We start from the raw sequence: 18,277 nt of genomic DNA, 5'->3' as shown, positions 1-18,277 counted from the left end.
GCTGGGGTCGCTGCCGCTGGCCAGGTAGTCGATGGCCCATTGGGTCAGACGGTCTTGCTCAGGTACCTCGACCTTGCGCAATTGCGCCGGCGTTTGGCCGACAAAGCGCTTATGTAGTTCGTCGATGATTTCCAGGTAAGTGGTCAGCACCCGTAGTTTGGCGGTGGAGCCCAACTCCAGCTTGCTGCCTTCGTTGATATCGAAGGGTTGGTCGGTGCTGTCGGTTTGCACCCGTACCCGCGAGCCATCGGCGGTGCGCTCGAACAGGGTAAAGCTGTAGCGCACCTCTTGCGTGGTTTGCGCGGTCAGCAGGTGGTCGCCGAGCAGACCGGTTTCTCCGGCAAAGGCGGGGTCGGCCAGGCGTTGCAGGTAGTCGCTGGCGGCTTTTTGCAGCTCGCCGTTAAGGGTGGTGGTGGCCGAGAGGTCGAGGCGGTCGAGGTCGTACAACGGTTTGTTCAGCAGGTTGGACAAGCGGCTACGGGCGACGCTGATGCCTTTGTTACTTTCCACTGGCTGCACGCCAGGCTGTGCCGCCAGGTCGCGCCAGCTGGCTTTGCTGGCCAACGCTGCATCGCGCAAAGCTGGGTCAATCACGCCGCCGCTGGCCAGTAGGCGGATATGGCTGTCGGTCAGGTTGGCCAATTGGCTATGACCCTGGGCCAGGTAATACGAAGGCCGGCGCTGGGCGATCATCAGCGACAACACCTGGCGCAGGGCCAAGCCGCGCTGGGCCAAGTCAGCATCCGGGCGCGCCAGCACCTGGTTCACCTGGGCAAAGTCGGCGCCATACCAAACGCGCAAACCATCGGCCATGCCATGTACTTCGCCATAACCCGGTGCTGCCGACAGCGGCACGCTATTGAGGTAGTCGCGGACAATATTCTGCCGTGCCGGCAGGGTTTGCGGCCCGCCCTGATAAGCGCGCACGCTGGCCGAGGCCATTTGTTTGAGTTTGTCGGTGGCCGAAAGCGTTAGGCCGTCGGGGGAATGGCGGTACTTTTCCAACTGCGTCGCCAGGGTGCTGCCGCCGGCCGATTGACCTTGCACATCAAGCTTCTTGCCGATTTGGGTCACCGCCGCCATGGCAAAGCGTGGCCAGTCCACGGCCGGGTTGCTTAACGGCTGCGTGCTATCAAGCAGGTCGCGGTTTTCGATAAACAGCAGGCTGTTGACCACCAACGGCGGAATCTCGCTAAAGCTGGCGTACAACTGCTGCGGAAAGCTCGCGCCATACAGCGGCAACCCCCGGCAATCGGCGATAGCCAGGCCACTCCGCTGCTTTTCCGGGTAAGGAATAAACAGACCGTGACGGCTGTACTCCATCAACGCCGGCGAGAAGCGGGTTTGCTGCTGGATCAAGTAATCGCGCTGTTGCAGGCGTTCCAGCATCTGCGGCAAGTAGGCATAGCCCAAGCGCTTATCAAAAGGACCGTCTTCAGGGTAGTGGATGGCCGTGCTGGGGCCGTCGTGCAGTGCATAACCCAAGGTGGCGGCATAGCGGCTGAGGTAACGCGACTGGTAGCCGGCGGTGGTGATTTCCTTATGCAACACCCAGCCGACGGCGGCCAACACCAACAACACGGTGAGCCAAAAAGTACGCTTTAAGGCGCGGCGCCAAGGGGAGCGAGGAGGGGGTTGTTGCGACGACGGCGAAGGGGAGGCTGCAAGGCCGGGCAACGACTGCTCAGCCTGGTTTACGGTCGAATGCCATAGTGCGCCCATATCAACGTGGCCCTGGCTGTGCGTTGCTCTGCATAGGTTAAAGCGTAGACGCTGTTGTCGGCGGCAAAATGCGGTTAACGTTCCCAGGCGAAAATTTTCTCTCTTCTGCGAGTGCAAACATGCAGCGCGACCACCGAGAACAGCTCAACTTTAGCTGGCAAGCCAACGCCGACGCCTGGACCGCCGCCGTGCGCGAACAACGCATCGAAAGCCGCCGCCTGGTTACCGACGCCGCCATCTTGCGCGCCATCCTCGCCTGCGAACCCAAACGCGTACTGGACATCGGCTGCGGCGAAGGTTGGTTATGCCGCGGCCTGATGGCCCACGGCATTGAAGCGGTTGGCGTGGACGCCTCCGTGCCCCTGATCGAAACCGCTCGCGCCATCTGCACCGGCCAATACCGCGTGTGCGGCTACGCCGAACTGGAAGCACAAGCACCGCTACTGGGCAAATTCGACGTACTGGTGTGCAACTTCGCCCTACTCGACGAACCCCTGGCCCCGGTACTCAACGCCCTGCACCAACTGCTCGCGCCTGGTGGCGTACTGCTGATCCAAACCATCCACCCCTGGAGCTCCCGAGGCGAAGGGCAATACCAAGACGGCTGGCGCGTAGAACACTTCGAAGGCTTTGGCGAAGGCTTCGCCGAACCCATGCCCTGGTTCTTCCGCACCCTCGAAAGCTGGCTAACCCTACTGGCCGAAACCGACTGGCGCCTGCAATGGCTACAAGAACCGCTACACCCAGAAAGTGAACAACCGGTGTCACTGCTGCTACTACTGAAACCCGCAAAACCGCAAATTTCTTCATAAGGTGTGCCGATCCGCGCTCGGTATGGGGAACCATGGTGTTCACCATTAAATCGCTTGGTGCGCACAGCACACCCTACGAGAGCAGCGCGTCGAGCTTTTGATGTGCTTTTGATCTAGATCTTGCTTGTGATCCACCCGCCCCGTTTATCGCAGGCCGAGTGGAGTCGTTGTGCAGGGGGTTGAGCGGCAGGAGCCGCGAAAGGCGTGGGGCCAAGGATGGCCCTGCACGCCGACCCCCGGAGCAACGACGGAGCGAGGGAACCTGAAGCGCAGCGCAAGGCCAAGGTAGGGGCAAGCCTTTTTGGTTTCTTTTTTGGCGACTGAAAAAAGAAACTCGCGCGTAAGGCGCGAAACAAAACTCTGAGCCAACGCGGTAACGAAGAAAAACCAAAAGCTGGTGCGCACACCGTGCGCGGACCGGCACACCCTACAAAAGCATTGTGTAGGCAGCTAATACCTACGCAAAGGAAGCCACAATGCACACCGTCCAACTAGCCAATCAAACCCTCCCCGCCATCGGCCAAGGCACCTGGCGCATGGGCGAACGCCCCAGCGAACACCAAACCGAAGTCAACGCCCTACGCCTAGGCATCGACCTCGGCATGACCCTTATCGACACCGCCGAAATGTACGGCGAAGGCGGCGCCGAGCAAGTCGTCGGCGACGCCCTGCAAGGTATCCGCGACCAAGCCTACCTCGTCAGCAAACTCTACCCCCACAACGCCAGCCGCCACGGCACCATCGAAGCGTGCGAACGCAGCCTGCGCCGCCTCCGCACCGACACCATCGACCTCTACCTGCTGCACTGGCGCGGCCAACACCCGCTGGAAGAAACCGTCGACGCCTTCGAGCGCCTGCGCGAACAAGGCAAAATCCGCCGCTGGGGCGTATCCAACTTCGACCTCGACGATATGCACGAACTGAACAACCGCGCCTGCGCCACCAACCAAGTGCTCTACAGCCTGGAACAGCGCGGCGTGGAGTTTGATCTGCTGCCCTGGTGCCAACAACAGGCCATGCCCTTAATGGCCTACTGCCCGGTGGGGCAGGGCGGACGCTTGCTGCAAGACGTCACCCTGCGGCAAATCGCCGAGCGCCGTGACGTTACCCCGGCACAGGTCGCCCTGGCCTGGCTGGTGCAGCAAGGCGGCGTCATTGCCATCCCCAAAGCCGTTACGCCAGCCCATGTGCGTGCCAACGCCGCCGCTCTGGAGCTCAACTTGGATGCCGCCGACCTGCGCTTGCTTGATGGCGTATTTCCGCCGCCCACGCGCAAAAGTCCGTTGGCCATGGTGTAGCCCACTATGCACAAACGCCGTGGGGGTGCGTCGAGCCTGCTCAGCTGTGGCTTGGCCTTATTGTTTTGCCTAGGGCTGTTGGCGCTTGCGCCATTGCCGGTGGAAAAGCTGCACAACGCCGTATTCGATCAATTTCAGCGCTGGCAGCCACGCCAATACGCTGAGGCGCCGGTGCGCATTATCGACCTCGACGAAGCCAGCCTGGCGCGGCTGGGCCAGTGGCCGTGGCCGCGCACGCGGGTAGCGGAGTTAGTGGATAAATTGCGTGAGGCGGGTACGGCGGCAATTGTGTTCGACGTGCTGTTTGCCGAGCCGGATCGCACCTCACCGGCGCTGTTTTTACAGGAACAGGGCGTGTTGGATGACGCCCTGTTAAGCCAACTGCAAGCCTTGCCCGACCACGATAGCCAACTGGCCACAGCGCTGGCCCGCAGTAACGTGGTACTGGGCTTTGCCACCGAGCGCCGGGCGGGCGGCAATGGCTTGCCCTTGAGTCGTTACGGCTTGGTCGCGCCGGCACCTTCACCGCTGCCGTTTCTACCGCAGTACGCGGGCGTGGTGAAAGCCTTGCCGATCCTGGAACAGGCGGCAGCTGGCAGCGGCGCGCTAACCTTCGAACCCGACACCGACGGTGTGGTGCGCAAGGTGCCGCTGTTGCTGGCGCTGGGTGATCAAGCGCGGCCATCGTTGGTGGCCGAGGCGTTGCGCGTTGCCCAGCGCGCGCCGTTGTACCGCGTGCACACGGGCGAGGCGGGCGTCGAGCAGATCGATATCGGCCGCGTGCACATCCCCACCAACAACCGTGGCGAGTTCTGGGTGCATTTCACCGCCCCGCAGGCTGCGCGCAGCATTGCGGCGTGGCAGGTGTTGGCCGGGCAAGCACCGGCAGGATTGCAGGGCAGCATCGCCTTGATCGGCACCTCTGCCCAAGGCCTGCAAGACCTGCGCTTTAGTCCGCTGGGGGGCATTATTCCTGGCGTTGAGGTGCATGCGCAGGCCTTGGAACAGGCGCTCAGCGGCGAGTATTTGCAGCGCCCAGGTTGGGCGCGCGCTGTGGAAGTGTTGGCGTTGCTGTTTGGTGGTGTGTTGGCGTGCGTGTTGGCGCTGCGCCTGCCGGCGCTGTTCGCCGCCGGGCTGACGTTATTGCTGATCGCCGCGCTCAATGGCGTGGGGTGGTACGCCTTTAGCGAGCAGCGTTTGCTGCTCGACCTGTTCACGCCAGGCTTGGGCTTGGCGCTGATCTACAGCGTGGCGAGCATCAGCCATCATGTGGCTAGCGAGCGTGAGCAGCGCTGGGTGCGCGAGGCGTTTTCCCGTTATGTCTCGCCCAACCTGGTCAAGCATCTGGTCGATAACCCTGGACAGTTAACCCTCGGTGGCCAGCGCCAGGTGTGCAGCTTTGTGTTTACCGACCTCACCGGCTTTACCGAAATGATGGAGCGGCAAAGCCCCGAGGCAGTGGTCACGCTGCTTAACGATTACCTGGAACACGTAATCGCCATTGCCTTTAGCCACGATGGCACGCTTGATCGTATTGTCGGCGACGCCGTGGCCATTATGTTTTCCGCGCCTTTGCCGCAAGCCGACCACGCCCAGCGCGCCCTGAGTTGCGCGTTGGAAATTGATCGCTTTGCCCAAGGTTATGTGGCGCAGTTGCTGGTGCAGGGCGTGAAGTTTGGGCAAACCCGCATCGGTGTGCACAGTGGTGAAGTGGTGGTGGGCAACTTCGGCGGCTCGACCATTTTTGACTACCGCGCCCTTGGCGATCCGGTGAATACCACCTCGCGGCTGGAGAGCCTTAACCAGTACCTGGGCACGCGCTTGTGTGTGTCTGCCGCTATTGCTCGCGCCAATCCGCAGGTACCAATGCGTGGGGTTGGCAAGGTGCAGTTGAAGGGCAAAGCGGCCGCGACAGAAGTGTTCGAGCCGCTCGACGCGCCGGACTATGCCTATGACGCCGCGTATTTATTGCTGATGGCCGGGGATGCAGGGGCATTGGCGGCGTTTAGCGAACTGCATGAGCAGCGGCCGGACGATGGCTTGGTGCGTTTTCATTTGCTGCGATTGCAAGCGGGTGAACAAGGCGATGCGTTTGTCATGACCCGTAAGTAGCCGCCCTTAGCGGACGATAATTTCCACCCGCCTATTACGCGGTTCTGGCGTGTCGTCCGCCGTTTTCACCAGCAGGTTGCTCTCGCCATGGGAGGTCACCACCAGCTCGATCACCTGAATGCCTTCCTTCTTGAGCAACTCGGCAATTGCCTTGGCGCGCTTGAGGCCGATCTGCTCATTCCAGGTGGCCTTGCCCTCGGTGTCGGTATGGCCGATCACCGAAACGGCAGAAGGCCCGCGCTCGCGCAAGGTGGTGAGCACGTTCTGGATATCCGCCTTGGAGGCGGGTGTGAGGTTGGCAGTGCCGGTTTCAAAGTACAGCAGAAAGGATTTGGGCAGTGCGGGCTGAGCTTTTAGCGCGGCGGAAAAGTCTTGATCAATGCGCGGCTGTTCAACGGCAAAGGTCTTTGCGCTTTTGCCGTCGAGGGCCACGGCATCGTGTTTTTTATCCACGCGCGTGGTGCCGTTAGCGGTTTGCACAACGATGGCGCCGGTGCTGCCGTCCGGGCTTTCCATCAGCACCACGTAGGATTTCGACGAGGCGCAGCCGGTGGCGCACAGGGCGGCGAACAAGAGAATCAGCCCACGAATAAAGGTAAAAGGCATGGCCAACTCAACCGTCGACTTTTACCAGGAAGTGCGTGCCGCGTACCCCGATGGTGCCGGTGGGGGTATTGATTTCCACGGCTTCGGGTTTGAGCTTGGCAATAACCCCGGAAATGTAGTTAAGGGTGCCGTGGGTAATTTTCGCGCTGAGCTTGAGGTTTTGCTCCGACGGCTCATACACAAAAGCGTCGAAACTCAACTGGCTGTTGGGGCCGAAGGACATCACCGTGTTGTCTTCCAGCGTCACGCCCAATGAGCCGTTGGCGCCGGTTTTGATCGAGCTATTAACGAATACAGGTGTGCCAACGGTGGCCGGTTGCGCGCTGCCGGCGGTAATTACCGAGGCGTCGCCTTCGGTTTTCATCACATAGCCGATGGCTTTGCCGGGCGTTTGTTCGGCGGCGAATGTCGAGATGGAGAGGGGTAGTGCTATGAGCAGTGTGAATAGCCATTGAGTGGCTTTTCTAGTTGTAAACATACTAGTCTCCCTGGATGTCCGATTTCCTGGATGAACCTTGCGTAAACCGGGTAGAACCGCATCATGTACGTGATGTCAGATTGACGCTACTTTTATTGACGCTCTCTATAAAAGCTGCGATCAACGGTTTTTGCCAGTCAGGCAAAAGGAATTTCTATTACGGGTTGCAGATGAACACAGTATTTTTCAAGTTCCGTTTCAAGAACTGGTCAATTGTTCTCGCCGCATTTTTTCTGCTGCAGTTATTGCCCGCTATTGCCCTGACATTGGGCTACTCGCCGATGCTGGTGCTGGGGCTGTCTGTGGCTGTGTTATTAGCCACTATGCCGTTGGCCCTCAGTGGCATGGACAGTATCAACCGCACTATCGAGAGTCTGGCCGAAGACACCCGGTTGATTCGCGACCTGGATTTCTCCGGCGCGCAGCCGCAGGCCTCGATGTTTTACGAAGTTGATAGCCTCAACCGTAGCCATTCGAGCATGAAATCGGCGCTGCAAGTGCAGACGCAAACCTTGCAAGAAACCCAACTCAAACTCGCCAGCCTGGTAGAGAACGGGTTGTTGCTGTCGTCCGAGCGTGACCACCAAGCCTTGCTGCGCCACATTCTGATGCAAGGCAAGCTGATCTGTAACGCGCAAGCCGCCACCATGTACTTGAAGACCGAGCACAACACCCTGCGCTTTGCCCTGCGCTCGATGGATGACGAGCTACCGGCCAGCGAAATTGCTTTGCACGACCCGGTCAACGGGCTGCCCAACGAACGCCATGTGTCGACCTACACCGCGCTGCACAACAAAGCCGTGGTGATCGACGACGTGTACAGCGAAACCCGTTTTGACCTCAGCGGCACTCGCCACTTCGATGCCGAGTCGGGTTACCGCACCGTGTCTATGCTTAGCGTGCCCTTGGCGCCGCGCCAGGGTGAAGTGATTGGCGTGCTGCAATTTATGAACGCCCTCGACCCGCTGACCGGTGAGGTGGTGGCCTTCTCGCCGCAGGTGCTTTCGTATGTCAGCGCTCTGGCCTCGCAAGCGGCGATTGCCCTGGATAACCACAACCTGATCGACGCACAGAAAGCGCTGATCGACGCCATGATCGAAATTCTTGCCGGCGCCATCGACGCCAAGAGCGCCTACACCGGCGCCCACTGCGAACGCGTGCCGGAGCTGGCATTAATGCTTGCCGAAGAGGCGTGCAAGGTCAGCGAAGGGCCGCTGGCCGACTTTAGTTTTAACTCGGCAGATGAGTGGCGCGAGTTCCGTATCGGCGCCTGGCTGCACGACTGCGGCAAGATCACCACACCCGAACATGTGGTCGACAAAGCCACCAAGTTGGAAACCATCTACAACCGCATCCATGAAGTGCGTCTGCGCTTTGAAGTGCTGCTGCGCGATGCGCACATCGCGTGCCTGCAAGCCATCGCTGACGGCGCTGACGAAAGCCGCGCACGCGCCGAGTACCAACGCGTAGCCGAGCAACTGCAGGAAGAGTTCGCTTATGTGGCCGAGTGCAATATCGGCAGCGAGCTGATGGCGCCCGAGCGTATCGAGCGAGTGCAACAGATCGGTCAGCGCGCGTGGTTGCGCCATTTCGATGATCGCCTGGGCTTGTCCGAAGGCGAGCTGCACCGCGTGAATCATTTACCCGTGGCTGAGTTGCCCGCGCTGGAAAGCCTGCTGGCCGACAAGCCGCAACATATCTTCCCGCGCACCGCCAGCCGCGAATACGACCCCAAGTACGGCTTCAAGATCGAGGTGCCCGAGCACCTGTACAACTACGGCGAGCTCTACAACCTCAGCGTCAGCCGCGGCACCTTGACCGCTGAGGAACGCTACAAAATCAACGAACACATCATCCAGACCATCATGATGCTGGAGAACCTGCCGCTGCCGTCCAACCTCAAGCGCGTACCCGAATACGCCGGCACCCACCATGAAACCCTGCTGGGCACGGGCTACCCGCGTCAGTTGGACAAAGACAAATTGTCGATTCCGGCGCGGATCATGGCCATTGCCGACGTCTTTGAAGCGCTAACTGCCTCTGACCGGCCCTATAAAAAAGCCAAGACCCTGTCCGAATCGGTGCGCATCCTCGCCAACCTACGCGACAAAGGCCATATCGACGCCGACCTGTTTGCCCTATTCCTGCAATCGGGCATGCATATGGACTACGGCAGGCGCCACCTGCAGCCCGAACAGATTGATGACGTGGATGTGCAGGCGTTTCTGTAGGTCGAGTGCTGCGCGCACCAAGCGATTTGCCCCTGTTCGCCGTGGTGTGCATAGCGCACCCTAGGCGCGCCACAATGGATCATTGGCCATCGTCTCGCTAGCCCATTCGGTAAACGCCCGCACCCGCGCCGACTGCCGTCGAGCATAGGGATACACCAAGCTCATGGGCATGCTGGCCAAGCTCCAGTCGGGTAGCAACTGCACTAGCTCGCCGCTGTGTAATAACGGTTGTGCTTCGCACAGCGGCACGGCGACAAACCCCAGTCCCGCCTGCGCCGCCGCGATGTAGGCACCGCCGCTGTTAAAGCGCATGGCTGGGGTTTGTTCGATCAGCACGCTGTCGTCGCCACGGCTCAGCCGCACGGGGTTCTGCCGGCCGCTGGCGGGAAATACAAAGGCCAGAAAGCGCAACTGGGCCAAGTCTTCAGGGCTGTTTACTGCTGGCTGGTCGTTGAGATAGCCGGGTGCAGCACACAACACAAACCGCATCTGGCCAATGGGCCGGCAGACCAAATCGGGGTCGGTCACCACACCGCCGCGAATCGCGCAGTCGATGCCTTCCTGCACCAAGTCCACCACCCGTTCGCTGCAGCCCAGATCAAGCTGGATATCCGGGTACTGGCTGACAAACGTCGGCAACGCCGGAATCAGCAAAAAACGCCCGACAGGCGAAGGCATATCCACCCGCACCTTACCGCGCGCCACCGTGCGCGTCAGGGAAACGCTGGCTTCCAGTTCATCCATGTCTTCCAGCAGCGTGCGCGCACGTTCGTAGTAAGCGGCGCCATCGGTGGTGGCCGTCACCCGGCGTGTGGTGCGGTGCAGCAGCTTTACCCCGAGCTGACTTTCCAGCGCCTGAATCTGCCCGGACAGCGTGGTTTTCGCCGTGGCCAAGGCCTCAGCGGCGCGGGTAAAGCTGCCCAGTTCCACGATGCGGCAGAACGCGCGCATCGCATCGAGTCGGTCCAAGGCCATGATTGTCCGGGTAGTCGTCTAATGTTTGCGAGTTTAGTCGGTTTATCAAGGTTTCCTCGATTAATAAAGTACATCCATCCCCGGTACATAACCGGGCCACTTTAAGGAAACCATCATGAGTAACGCCCGTGTGAACTATGCCCAAGTCGCCCCCCACGCCTTCAAAGCCCTGCTGGGTTTGGAAAAAGCCATGGGCGAATCGGTGCTGGAAAAATCACTGCATGAGCTGGTGAAAATCCGCGCTTCGCAACTTAATGCCTGCGCTTACTGCATCGACATGCACACCGCCGACGCCATCAAGTTGGGCGAAACCCCACGGCGCATTTTTGCCCTGTCGGCATGGCATGAAACGCCGTTCTTTAGCGAACGTGAACGTGCGGCACTGCTGTGGACCGAAACCCTGACGCTGCTGGCCGAACGCGGTGCGCCGGATGCGATTTACAGCCAAGTTGCTGAACACTTTAACGAGCGCGAACTGGCCGACCTGACCTTTGCCATCGCCACCATTAACGCCTGGAACCGCTTTGGTGTCGGTTTCGCCATGCAGCCGGCGCACTAACCATGGCCGCCTCTATTCGACTGGCCGCCCTGGCGTTGGCCTTGCTCAGCGGTTTGGCCCACGCCCATGGCGGCGGGGCAGGGGATGAAACGGTAAGCCCGGTGGCGCAGGCGCAACTGCCGGCAAGCGTTGGCACCGATGCCAAGGCCCTGCGGGTTGAATTTGCCCCAGGTGCGACCTCACGGCCGCATACCCATCCGGGGCCGGTGTTTGTCGTGGTGGTTGCCGGTGAGATGGAGTCGTCGCTGGACGATGGCCCGGTGCACACTTACAAGGCGGGGGATACCTGGTACGAAGCGCCGGGGCAAGCGCATCGGGTGACGCGTAACCCGAGCAAACGCCAACCGGCGGTGTTGGTGGCGTGGTTGTTGTCCGACGGTAAGGCGCCGTTGGTAAAGCCGTTAGCCTTGAAGCCGTAAGGGTTTTTACCTTCACCACCGTCATTCCCGCGAAGGCGGGAATCCAGAATGTTGCGGCGAACGAAGCATGTCTTGAGAGTCTGGGTCCCCGCCTTCGCGGGGACGACGGTAGGGGTTAGGCAGTTGGTTTTTGCTCAAACCGCCACGCCACACAAAACACCACTAGCCCCGCCAATGCGGTAATCGCGCCGATATAGCAGATGCAGGTCCAACCCGACCTTGCACTAATCGCTATCTCGCCCAACCTCGACACTTATTCCACCACCGTCATTCCCGCGAAGGCGGGAATCCAGAATGTTGCGGCGAACGAAGCATGTCTTGAGAGTCTGGGTCCCCGCCTTCGCGGGGACGACGGTTGGGGTTAGGCAGTTGGTTTTTGCTCAAACCGCCACGCCACAAAAAACACCACCAATCCGGCCATCGCGGTAATCGCGCCGATATATCCGGTGGACGTCCAACCCAACCCCGCACTAATCGCCATACCGCCCAACCACGGCCCCAGGGCATTGGCGATGTTAAACGCGGCATGGTTGGACGCCGCTGCCAGCGTTTGCGCGCCCTGGGCTACGTCCATCAAGTGGGTTTGTAACGGAGCGCCTAAAGCGACCATGGTGCCCACCGCAAATACCGCTGGAAGCACGGTCCAGGGCGACAACGCGGCCACTGGAAACAGCACCAGCACCAACGCGCTCCAGACCAACAGCCAGGCCACCGCTTTGAACTGCAATTTATCGAACAGCCAACCCCCGGCCATATTGCCGACAATGGTGCCCAGGCCAAAGGTGGCCAGCGCCAGGGGAATCCATGCGGTGGACACCTGAGTTACGTGCAGCAGGGTTGGCGCCATATAGCTGAACACGCAAAACATGCCGGCAAAACCCACCGAGCTGATGGCCAAGGCCAGCCACACTTGTGGGCGGTTAAAGGCGCGCATTTCCTGAATCGGGTCGTTGCGCGGCTCGGTTTTATCCAGCGGCAAAAACCAGGCGACCATGGCCACGGTACTCAGGGCGATCAGTCCCACCACGGCAAAGGCATACCGCCAGCTCATCACTTGCCCCAGCCAGGTGGCTAACGGGTTGCCGACCAAAATGGCCACGGTCAGGCCCATCAATACTCGACTGACGGCCTTCGCCCGTTTATGCGGCGGCGCCATTGAGGCGGCCACCAGCATGGCCACGCCAAAGTAGGCGCCATGGGGCAGGCCGGCGAAAAAGCGGAACGCCATCAGCGTGTGGTAGTCCGGCGCCAAGGCGGTGGCGAAGTTGCCGACGGCGAAGATCGCCATCAGCAGCAACAGCAAATTGCGCCGCAGCATGCGTGATCCCAGGATCGCCAACAGCGGCGCACCCACCACCACGCCAAGGGCATAGGTGCTGATCACATTGCCCACTTGCGGTTCGCTGATGCCCAGGTCGGCGGCGACGTTGGGCATCAACCCCATAATCGAAAACTCACCGGTGCCAATGGCAAAACCGCCGAGCGACAGCGCCAGTTCAATCAGCAAAATGGCGTGGGCCGACAAGCGCTTGGCCAGTGGCGAGGGCGCCGTATCGGCGGGTAAAACATCAGACATGGGAACAGCCTCAACACAAAAATCAGAAAACGGTGAAGCATTTCACCGGCGGGGCAGGGCGACAGACAACCTGTCAGCGAAGGGGTTTAGCGGTAGCGCGATAATATTTTTTCGAATTCGCCGTCGTTGCTCATCTGCACCAAGGCACGTAGCAACGCCATGGTCGGCACATCCGGTTCGTCGCGAACAATGCACGAGGCCAAATCCGAAGAGAGCTCTTCAAGAGGGTGCAGTTTATGTTCGGGAGCTTGGTCGCGGTTAAACCAATTCAGCGCCAGCTCGTTGCTCACCGCGTAATTGTTGCGCCCGGCTTCCAGTTTGAGCAGTGCCAGGCCTTGGGTGCGGGCATCGTCGCGTTGCAGGTCGTGGGCGTCAAACTTGGGTTGCAGCTGCGGGTAGATATAGCCGAGCACGGTGCCCACTTGCTCGCCATGCAAATTTGCCAGCGTTACTTTGCCTTGGGTGCGGGCCACCAGCATGTCGCGCTGCACCATAAACGGCACGCTCCAGATGTACTGGTGGTGCGACTCGGTCATCCAGTTCGGGTTGACGTAACAGCGCACGTCGATCTCGCCGCGTACCAGCATTTGCTGCACCCGCTTACGCGGCAGCACCATCATTTCCGCACGCCGGCCGACCTTCTCGGCCAGGCGCGTTTGCAGGTCGAAAATAATGCCGCTGGTGGCCTGCCCGTTTTCCACCTTCACTAACGGCATTGCCCAGCTTTCGATAATGGAAAAACGCAGAGGTCGCTCATCCGCAGCGCTGCAGGCGCAGAACAGCAGACAAGCGATGGGCAGAAAACGCATGGCGGTACCGGGTTAAGTCATTCACCCGTTTGCCTGGCGATAAGGCCGGAAACGGGCGAGGGCGCCCAATCTTAACCACAAGCTTGCGCCGCTGTCGCCGCGATCACGGCAGCAGAATAAATTTATCGCCGCTGCCGTTATTGACCTCGCCGTAGCTGGCCACGCCTTCACTCAAGGCAACCTCGCGCAATTGCTCGGGCAGGGGCAGTAAGCCCTGATCGAACAGGCTGCCAAAACCATCCAGCATCGCCGCGCACTCCTGCGGCGTGTACAGCAGCGAGTTAACCCCCACCAGCACGCCGCCCCGGCGGTACAGTGCCAATGCCGGCAACTGCACATTGCCGTCTACCGGCGCGGCAATAATGGCGATACGGCCAAAGTTCGCCAGCGCGGGCACGGCGGCCGGCAGCCAGAAACCGGTGGTGTCAAAGATCACCTCGGCGCCACCGTTAAAGTGCTCCTCCACCTGGGCCGCCAGGGCGGCGGGGTCGCCCAACAGAATGGCGGCAACACCGCGTCGGCCAAGCTCGGCCAACGACTCAGGCCGCCGCACCGCCGCCAATACATGCGCACCACGGGCCTTGGCCAGGTTGACCGCGGCATCACCCACCGCGCCATTGGCGCCGATCACCAACAAGGTGGTGCCGGCCTTAACTGAGCTGCGTTCTAACGCATCCCACGCCGTGGTAAACGGCACGCCGCAGCTGGCGGCTTGAACAAAACTCAGCGCCTGCGGCTTTAGTGCCACATCCCCAGCCGGCAAGACGATATGGCTGGCATGGCTGCCATCACGGGTAAAGCCCAAGCCCTTGCCAGTGCCCCACACCGCTTGGCCGAGCAACGGGCTGGGGCCATCGACCACCACGCCAGCAAAGTCGCGGCCAGGAATACGCGGCACGCTGGTGTACGGGAAGCGCCCCAGTACGTTTTTAACGTCGCTGGGGTTAAGGCCTGCGGCACGTATTTCTACCAACACCTCGCCAGCGGCGGCAGTCGGGGTGGGTACTTCAACGTACTGAAGAGAATTGAGGTCGCCCTTAACGGTGAATTGCAGCGCGTGCATAGCGGCTCCTTAAACGTGACAAGTAGAAGAGAAATTCAAGACAACCACTGGGCAAAAAACTGGCGCCCCATTGGCAGCAACTGCTCGCCAGCCAACATTCCGAGCAAGCCAACCAAGGCGATGGCGGGTGGGGCGGGTGAACGCACGTCCAGCAGGTTATAGATGACGCCAACCAGCAGGCCGACGCCGAGTGACAGTAGGTAGTTCATAGCAGGCTCCAGTCCCTGAGGTGGTGGGGAATGGGCTTAGTCTAGCGACGGGGAAACGGTGCTCAGGTCAAAGGCTTCTGTTTATCGGCCAAGATTTGCCTAACGGCTGGTGAGGTAGTCCGACGGCGCCACCCCTAGCTCGCGGCGGAACATGTCGCTGAAACTGCTTGGCCGATAACCCAGGTCGGTGGCAATCCGGCTCACCGCTGTGCCTTCAATCAACGCTGCTACCGCCGTGGCCAACTGTACCTGCCGGCGCCACTGGGCAAAGCCCATGCCCAGGCTGTCCTGAAACAAGCGCGCCAAGGTGCGCACACTGGCACCCGCTGCAGCGGCATGTTGCTCAAAGGAAAACGCCTGGGACGGCTGCGCGATGACCGCCTGACACAACGACAACAAGCGCCGGTCACTGGCATCGGGCAGTGGTACGCGCAGATGCGAATGCTGCGCGCGCTGCAACTCCAGCACGGCCAACGTGCTGAGGCTGCGGTAGTAATCGCTATCTTCGGCGCCTTGTTGTTCCACCAACCCAAGGATCAACTCACGCAGCAGCGGCCGCACCTCCAGCACTTGCGTGGTGCTTGGCAGGCTATTGGGTTGGTCGGGGCGCAGGTAGATATTGCGCATCTCCAACTCCGACACCACCCGCACCGCATGCGGCACCTGGCTTGGCAACCACACCGCGCGCAGCGGCGGCACCAACACCGCTTCGCCCGGCGTTTCCACCCACATAACGCCGCTCATGGCATACAGCAACTGGCCCCAGTCATGGGCATGCGGCTCAATAAACAGGCCGCGCGGATAACTGCGCGCCACCACCCGCAAGGCGGCGCCAGGGCTGTGTAAATCAGGTGGAGCAGCGCGGGCCATGGCTTAACGCAAGGTCGGCAAAGCGGCGCCCATCAAAGCGAACACGCTGCCGCAGGTGCGATTAAAACCCTTGCCACTGCGCTCCAACCACGGGCGAATACGATGGGCCAAGCGTGCCAACAGGTACTCAATAAACCCCTCAAACAGCACAAAGGTCAGCACCATAATCAAAAACTGCAGCCACAGCGGCCGACTCGGATCGAGAAACTGCGGCAAGAAAGCGCCGAAAAACAGAATGACTTTTGGATTGGAAATGGCCGACAAAAGCCCCTGACGAAACAGCGCCTGCCCCGACTTGCTTGGCGCAACGCCCTCGTCGCTCAACGTGATCGCCGGCGCACGCCACAGCTGCACCCCCAGCCAGACCAAATACGCCCCGCCCACCCACTTCAACACCGTCAACGCCTGGGCCGAGGCCTGCAACAACGCGCCAATACCAAACATCGACAACGCCATCAGCACAGTAAAACCAAGCATGCCGCCAGTGATGGTGAATAGCGTTTTGCGTTGCCCATACAACGCACCATGGCTAAGCGCCAACAAGCCGTTAGGGCCAGGCGTCAACGACAGGCCGACAACCGCGATTAGATACACAAGCCAGGTATGCAAAGCCATGGAAAAAGTCCGAGCAGGGGCGGGGGCGGCCAGAATAGCAGCCGCCAGCACGGAGTAGGTGCAACAGCTGCGCTGAACCGCTGTTGTAGGGTGCGCTGTGCGCACCAGGTCCCTTTCCCGATATCGCTAACGATGCGCCCAGCACCCCCTACAAGAGCGACTGCGCCATCTGTTGCCAGCGGCTTAGATCCGGCAACGGTTTACCGACCACCTTTGCCGCTTCATCCCAACGCCGCAGGCGCAAGGCGTCGGCAAACAGCGGGTCACGCTCAAACTGCGCTGCCTGCTGTGGGCTCATTGGCCCGCCTTGCCACACCAGGGTTTGCCGGCTGGCGGGGCTTAGCGCGCCGAAGTAGCCAGGTTCGCGGGCGCAGAGGTAGCGTTTGGCGTCGACATGGCTAGCCACCAGATCACATAACCGCTGGGGAAAGCCCAAGCCACGCAGCCAGTGTGCGCCGACCTGTTCATGGCCCTGACGACCGTTTGCTGCCATGCGTTTATGGCGCTGCAGCGGCGCGCAAAAGTGCCCGACGTCGTGCAGAAAGGCCGCCAGCACCAGCTCTGTATCGGCGCCTTCGCTCTCGGCCAACTCGGCGGCCTGGGCCATATGTTCAAGCTGGTTGATGGCTTCGCCGATGTAGTCGGCCTGTGCTTGTTGTTGGCACAGGGCGAACAACTCGCTCACCCGTTGCTGAGCGGTTATGCCGTTGGCCATGGGCCTTCTCCCAGCAGTGCAGCCACCGTGCGTTCGCCCAGGCCCAGGCCAACACTCATGCCCAAGCCGGTGTGCATCAGCACGGCGGTCACGCCATCGGCGGCGCGGGTCACGCTAAAGGGGCCCGGCCCGCGAGCGCCGTACACGCCTTGCCAGCGCTCGACCACTTCAACCTTTATGCCCAAGGTGTGCTCGGCCAGGTCGAGCATGATCTGGTCGGTGCTTTCGGCGTTGAACGGCGAGGCATCGCTGCCGTAGTCGTGGGAGTCGCCGATGATCAGTTCGCCGTAAGGCGTGGGGCTGATCAGCAGGTGAATGCCCAGGGTTTCCAGTTCGGCCTGCTCGCGGCGGATTTGCGCGCGAATGGCCTCGGCTTCTGGCAGGTCGGCAAAGGCGCCGTAGTGGGTGCAGCTTAAGCCGGTAAGCACGGCGTGCTTGAGGGCCAACGGCTGCGAAGGGCGCACGCGCAACATTTGCAGGCGGCACACCTGCGGCTGCAAGCGGGCCATGTGTTCGGCCAGCAGGGTTTGGTAGTCGTGGCCGGAGCACACCACAATCTGCGCCGCGCTAAAACGCCCGGCGCCCGTCAGGGCGCTGCCAGCTTCCACGTCGCGCACCAGGGTGGAGAAATAGAATTCCACCCCATGTTCGCGGGCCAGGTAATCGACGATCTGCGGCAGCGCTTCGCGCGAGTACAGCTGCTGGTCGTCGAGGCCATGCAAGGCGGCGCGGTGATGGCTAAAGCGGCCGTCGTACAGCGCGTTCAATGCGTCGCCGCGCAGCAGCTCGGTGCGATAACCCAGCTCTGCGCCGCGACCGGCAACAAAGGCTTCCAGCAGCGCTTCTTCCACTTCAGTACGGGCAAATAACAGTGAGCCCTGTTGATGCAATTTCAGCCCGGCGCCCTGGCCCAATTCTGCCCATAGGCCACGTGCCTGGCGGGCCAGATTGAGCATGGCGCCCGGCGCTTGCCCACCCACCAACGCCTGGCCGAAGTTGCGAATAGAGGCGCCCAGCGGCGTGTGGCTACGTTCGAATACCTTGACCTTAAGGCCGCGTTTGGCGCCGGCCCAGGCGTGGGCGAGGCCGAGAATACCGGCGCCGACGATCAGCAGGTCGCAGTCGTGCTCAGACATAAAAAACTCCAAAACGGGTGCGCAGAAAAAATGCCCAGCCGCTAAGGCCGGGCGATTGCTACGGCCTTACTG

18 protein-coding genes are annotated in these 18,277 nt (G+C 61.0%); 6 read left to right on the top strand and 12 right to left on the bottom strand.

The window, feature by feature from the left end:
* On the bottom strand, window positions 1-1,722 hold a 1,722-nt coding region (locus AAAB16_RS05940), incomplete at its 3' end, for a transglycosylase domain-containing protein (RefSeq protein WP_340662511.1).
* A 119-nt stretch (window positions 1,723-1,841) separates the two neighbouring features.
* On the opposite strand from AAAB16_RS05940, the gene AAAB16_RS05935 reads away from it, so the two are divergent.
* The 3 genes from AAAB16_RS05935 to AAAB16_RS05925 all read left to right on the top strand — a co-directional run bounded on the left by AAAB16_RS05935 (window position 1,842) and on the right by AAAB16_RS05925 (window position 5,944).
* A complete protein-coding gene (locus AAAB16_RS05935; protein ID WP_340662510.1) occupies window positions 1,842-2,534 on the top strand; it encodes a class I SAM-dependent methyltransferase in 693 nt (230 codons plus the stop codon).
* Window positions 2,535-3,010: 476 nt separating this feature from the next.
* Entirely contained in the window at window positions 3,011-3,832 is an 822-nt protein-coding gene (locus tag AAAB16_RS05930) for an aldo/keto reductase (RefSeq protein ID WP_340662509.1), read from the top strand.
* Window positions 3,833-3,838: 6 nt separating this feature from the next.
* Entirely contained in the window at window positions 3,839-5,944 is a 2,106-nt protein-coding gene (locus AAAB16_RS05925; RefSeq protein WP_340662508.1) for an adenylate/guanylate cyclase domain-containing protein, read from the top strand.
* 6 nt (window positions 5,945-5,950) lie between these two features.
* Here the strand turns inward: AAAB16_RS05925 and AAAB16_RS05920 are convergent, their stop codons facing one another.
* Window positions 5,951-6,550, bottom strand: a complete 600-nt coding sequence (locus AAAB16_RS05920) for an OmpA family protein (protein WP_340662507.1) — start codon at window positions 6,548-6,550, stop codon at window positions 5,951-5,953.
* A gap of 7 nt (window positions 6,551-6,557) precedes the next feature.
* Window positions 6,558-7,028 carry a FecR domain-containing protein gene (locus tag AAAB16_RS05915; protein WP_340662506.1) on the bottom strand — a complete coding sequence of 157 codons (471 nt, stop codon included), beginning with the start codon at window positions 7,026-7,028 and terminating at the stop codon, window positions 6,558-6,560.
* Window positions 7,029-7,198: 170 nt separating this feature from the next.
* Between AAAB16_RS05915 and AAAB16_RS05910 the strand changes: the two genes are divergently transcribed.
* Window positions 7,199-9,259, top strand: a complete 2,061-nt coding sequence (locus tag AAAB16_RS05910; RefSeq protein ID WP_340662505.1) for an HD domain-containing phosphohydrolase — start codon at window positions 7,199-7,201, stop codon at window positions 9,257-9,259.
* Window positions 9,260-9,319: 60 nt separating this feature from the next.
* Here AAAB16_RS05910 and AAAB16_RS05905 read toward each other — a convergent pair whose 3' ends face one another.
* Complete coding sequence (locus AAAB16_RS05905; RefSeq protein ID WP_340662504.1) at window positions 9,320-10,234, bottom strand: LysR family transcriptional regulator; 915 nt, start codon at window positions 10,232-10,234, stop codon at window positions 9,320-9,322.
* Between the two features lie 115 nt (window positions 10,235-10,349).
* On the opposite strand from AAAB16_RS05905, the gene AAAB16_RS05900 reads away from it, so the two are divergent.
* Together AAAB16_RS05900 and AAAB16_RS05895 are read left to right on the top strand one after the other, a co-directional pair.
* Entirely contained in the window at window positions 10,350-10,793 is a 444-nt protein-coding gene (locus AAAB16_RS05900) for a carboxymuconolactone decarboxylase family protein (RefSeq protein WP_340662503.1), read from the top strand.
* A gap of 2 nt (window positions 10,794-10,795) precedes the next feature.
* On the top strand, window positions 10,796-11,212 hold the full coding sequence (locus AAAB16_RS05895) for a cupin domain-containing protein (RefSeq protein ID WP_340662502.1): 417 nt from the start codon (window positions 10,796-10,798) through the stop codon (window positions 11,210-11,212).
* Between the two features lie 361 nt (window positions 11,213-11,573).
* Here the strand turns inward: AAAB16_RS05895 and AAAB16_RS05890 are convergent, their stop codons facing one another.
* The 8 genes from AAAB16_RS05890 to AAAB16_RS05855 form a co-directional block, all read right to left on the bottom strand.
* Window positions 11,574-12,788 (bottom strand): MFS transporter, encoded by a 1,215-nt coding sequence (locus AAAB16_RS05890; RefSeq protein ID WP_340662501.1) that lies wholly within the window; start codon window positions 12,786-12,788, stop codon window positions 11,574-11,576.
* 86 nt (window positions 12,789-12,874) lie between these two features.
* Window positions 12,875-13,597 (bottom strand): transporter substrate-binding domain-containing protein, encoded by a 723-nt coding sequence (locus AAAB16_RS05885; RefSeq protein ID WP_340662500.1) that lies wholly within the window; start codon window positions 13,595-13,597, stop codon window positions 12,875-12,877.
* A gap of 103 nt (window positions 13,598-13,700) precedes the next feature.
* Window positions 13,701-14,660, bottom strand: a complete 960-nt coding sequence (locus AAAB16_RS05880; RefSeq protein ID WP_340662499.1) for a zinc-binding alcohol dehydrogenase family protein — start codon at window positions 14,658-14,660, stop codon at window positions 13,701-13,703.
* Between the two features lie 35 nt (window positions 14,661-14,695).
* Window positions 14,696-14,869: a DUF1427 family protein gene (locus tag AAAB16_RS05875; RefSeq protein ID WP_110618797.1), complete on the bottom strand. Its 174-nt coding sequence runs from the start codon at window positions 14,867-14,869 to the stop codon at window positions 14,696-14,698.
* A 99-nt stretch (window positions 14,870-14,968) separates the two neighbouring features.
* Window positions 14,969-15,739: a helix-turn-helix transcriptional regulator gene (locus AAAB16_RS05870; RefSeq protein WP_340662498.1), complete on the bottom strand. Its 771-nt coding sequence runs from the start codon at window positions 15,737-15,739 to the stop codon at window positions 14,969-14,971.
* A gap of 3 nt (window positions 15,740-15,742) precedes the next feature.
* A complete protein-coding gene (locus AAAB16_RS05865; RefSeq protein WP_340662497.1) occupies window positions 15,743-16,354 on the bottom strand; it encodes a LysE family transporter in 612 nt (203 codons plus the stop codon).
* Between the two features lie 148 nt (window positions 16,355-16,502).
* A complete protein-coding gene (locus AAAB16_RS05860; RefSeq protein WP_340662496.1) occupies window positions 16,503-17,069 on the bottom strand; it encodes an HD domain-containing protein in 567 nt (188 codons plus the stop codon).
* Window positions 17,054-18,205: a TIGR03364 family FAD-dependent oxidoreductase gene (locus tag AAAB16_RS05855; RefSeq protein ID WP_340662495.1), complete on the bottom strand. Its 1,152-nt coding sequence runs from the start codon at window positions 18,203-18,205 to the stop codon at window positions 17,054-17,056. The genes AAAB16_RS05860 and AAAB16_RS05855 overlap by 16 nt, the downstream gene beginning before the upstream one ends.
* Between the last annotated feature and the right edge of the window lie 72 nt (window positions 18,206-18,277).

This window comes from Pseudomonas sp. (assembly GCF_037994325.1).
Lineage (GTDB): Bacteria > Pseudomonadota > Gammaproteobacteria > Pseudomonadales > Pseudomonadaceae > Aquipseudomonas.
Note: the sequence above shows the minus strand (reverse complement) of the source record. Positions and strands in the feature narration are given on the sequence as shown.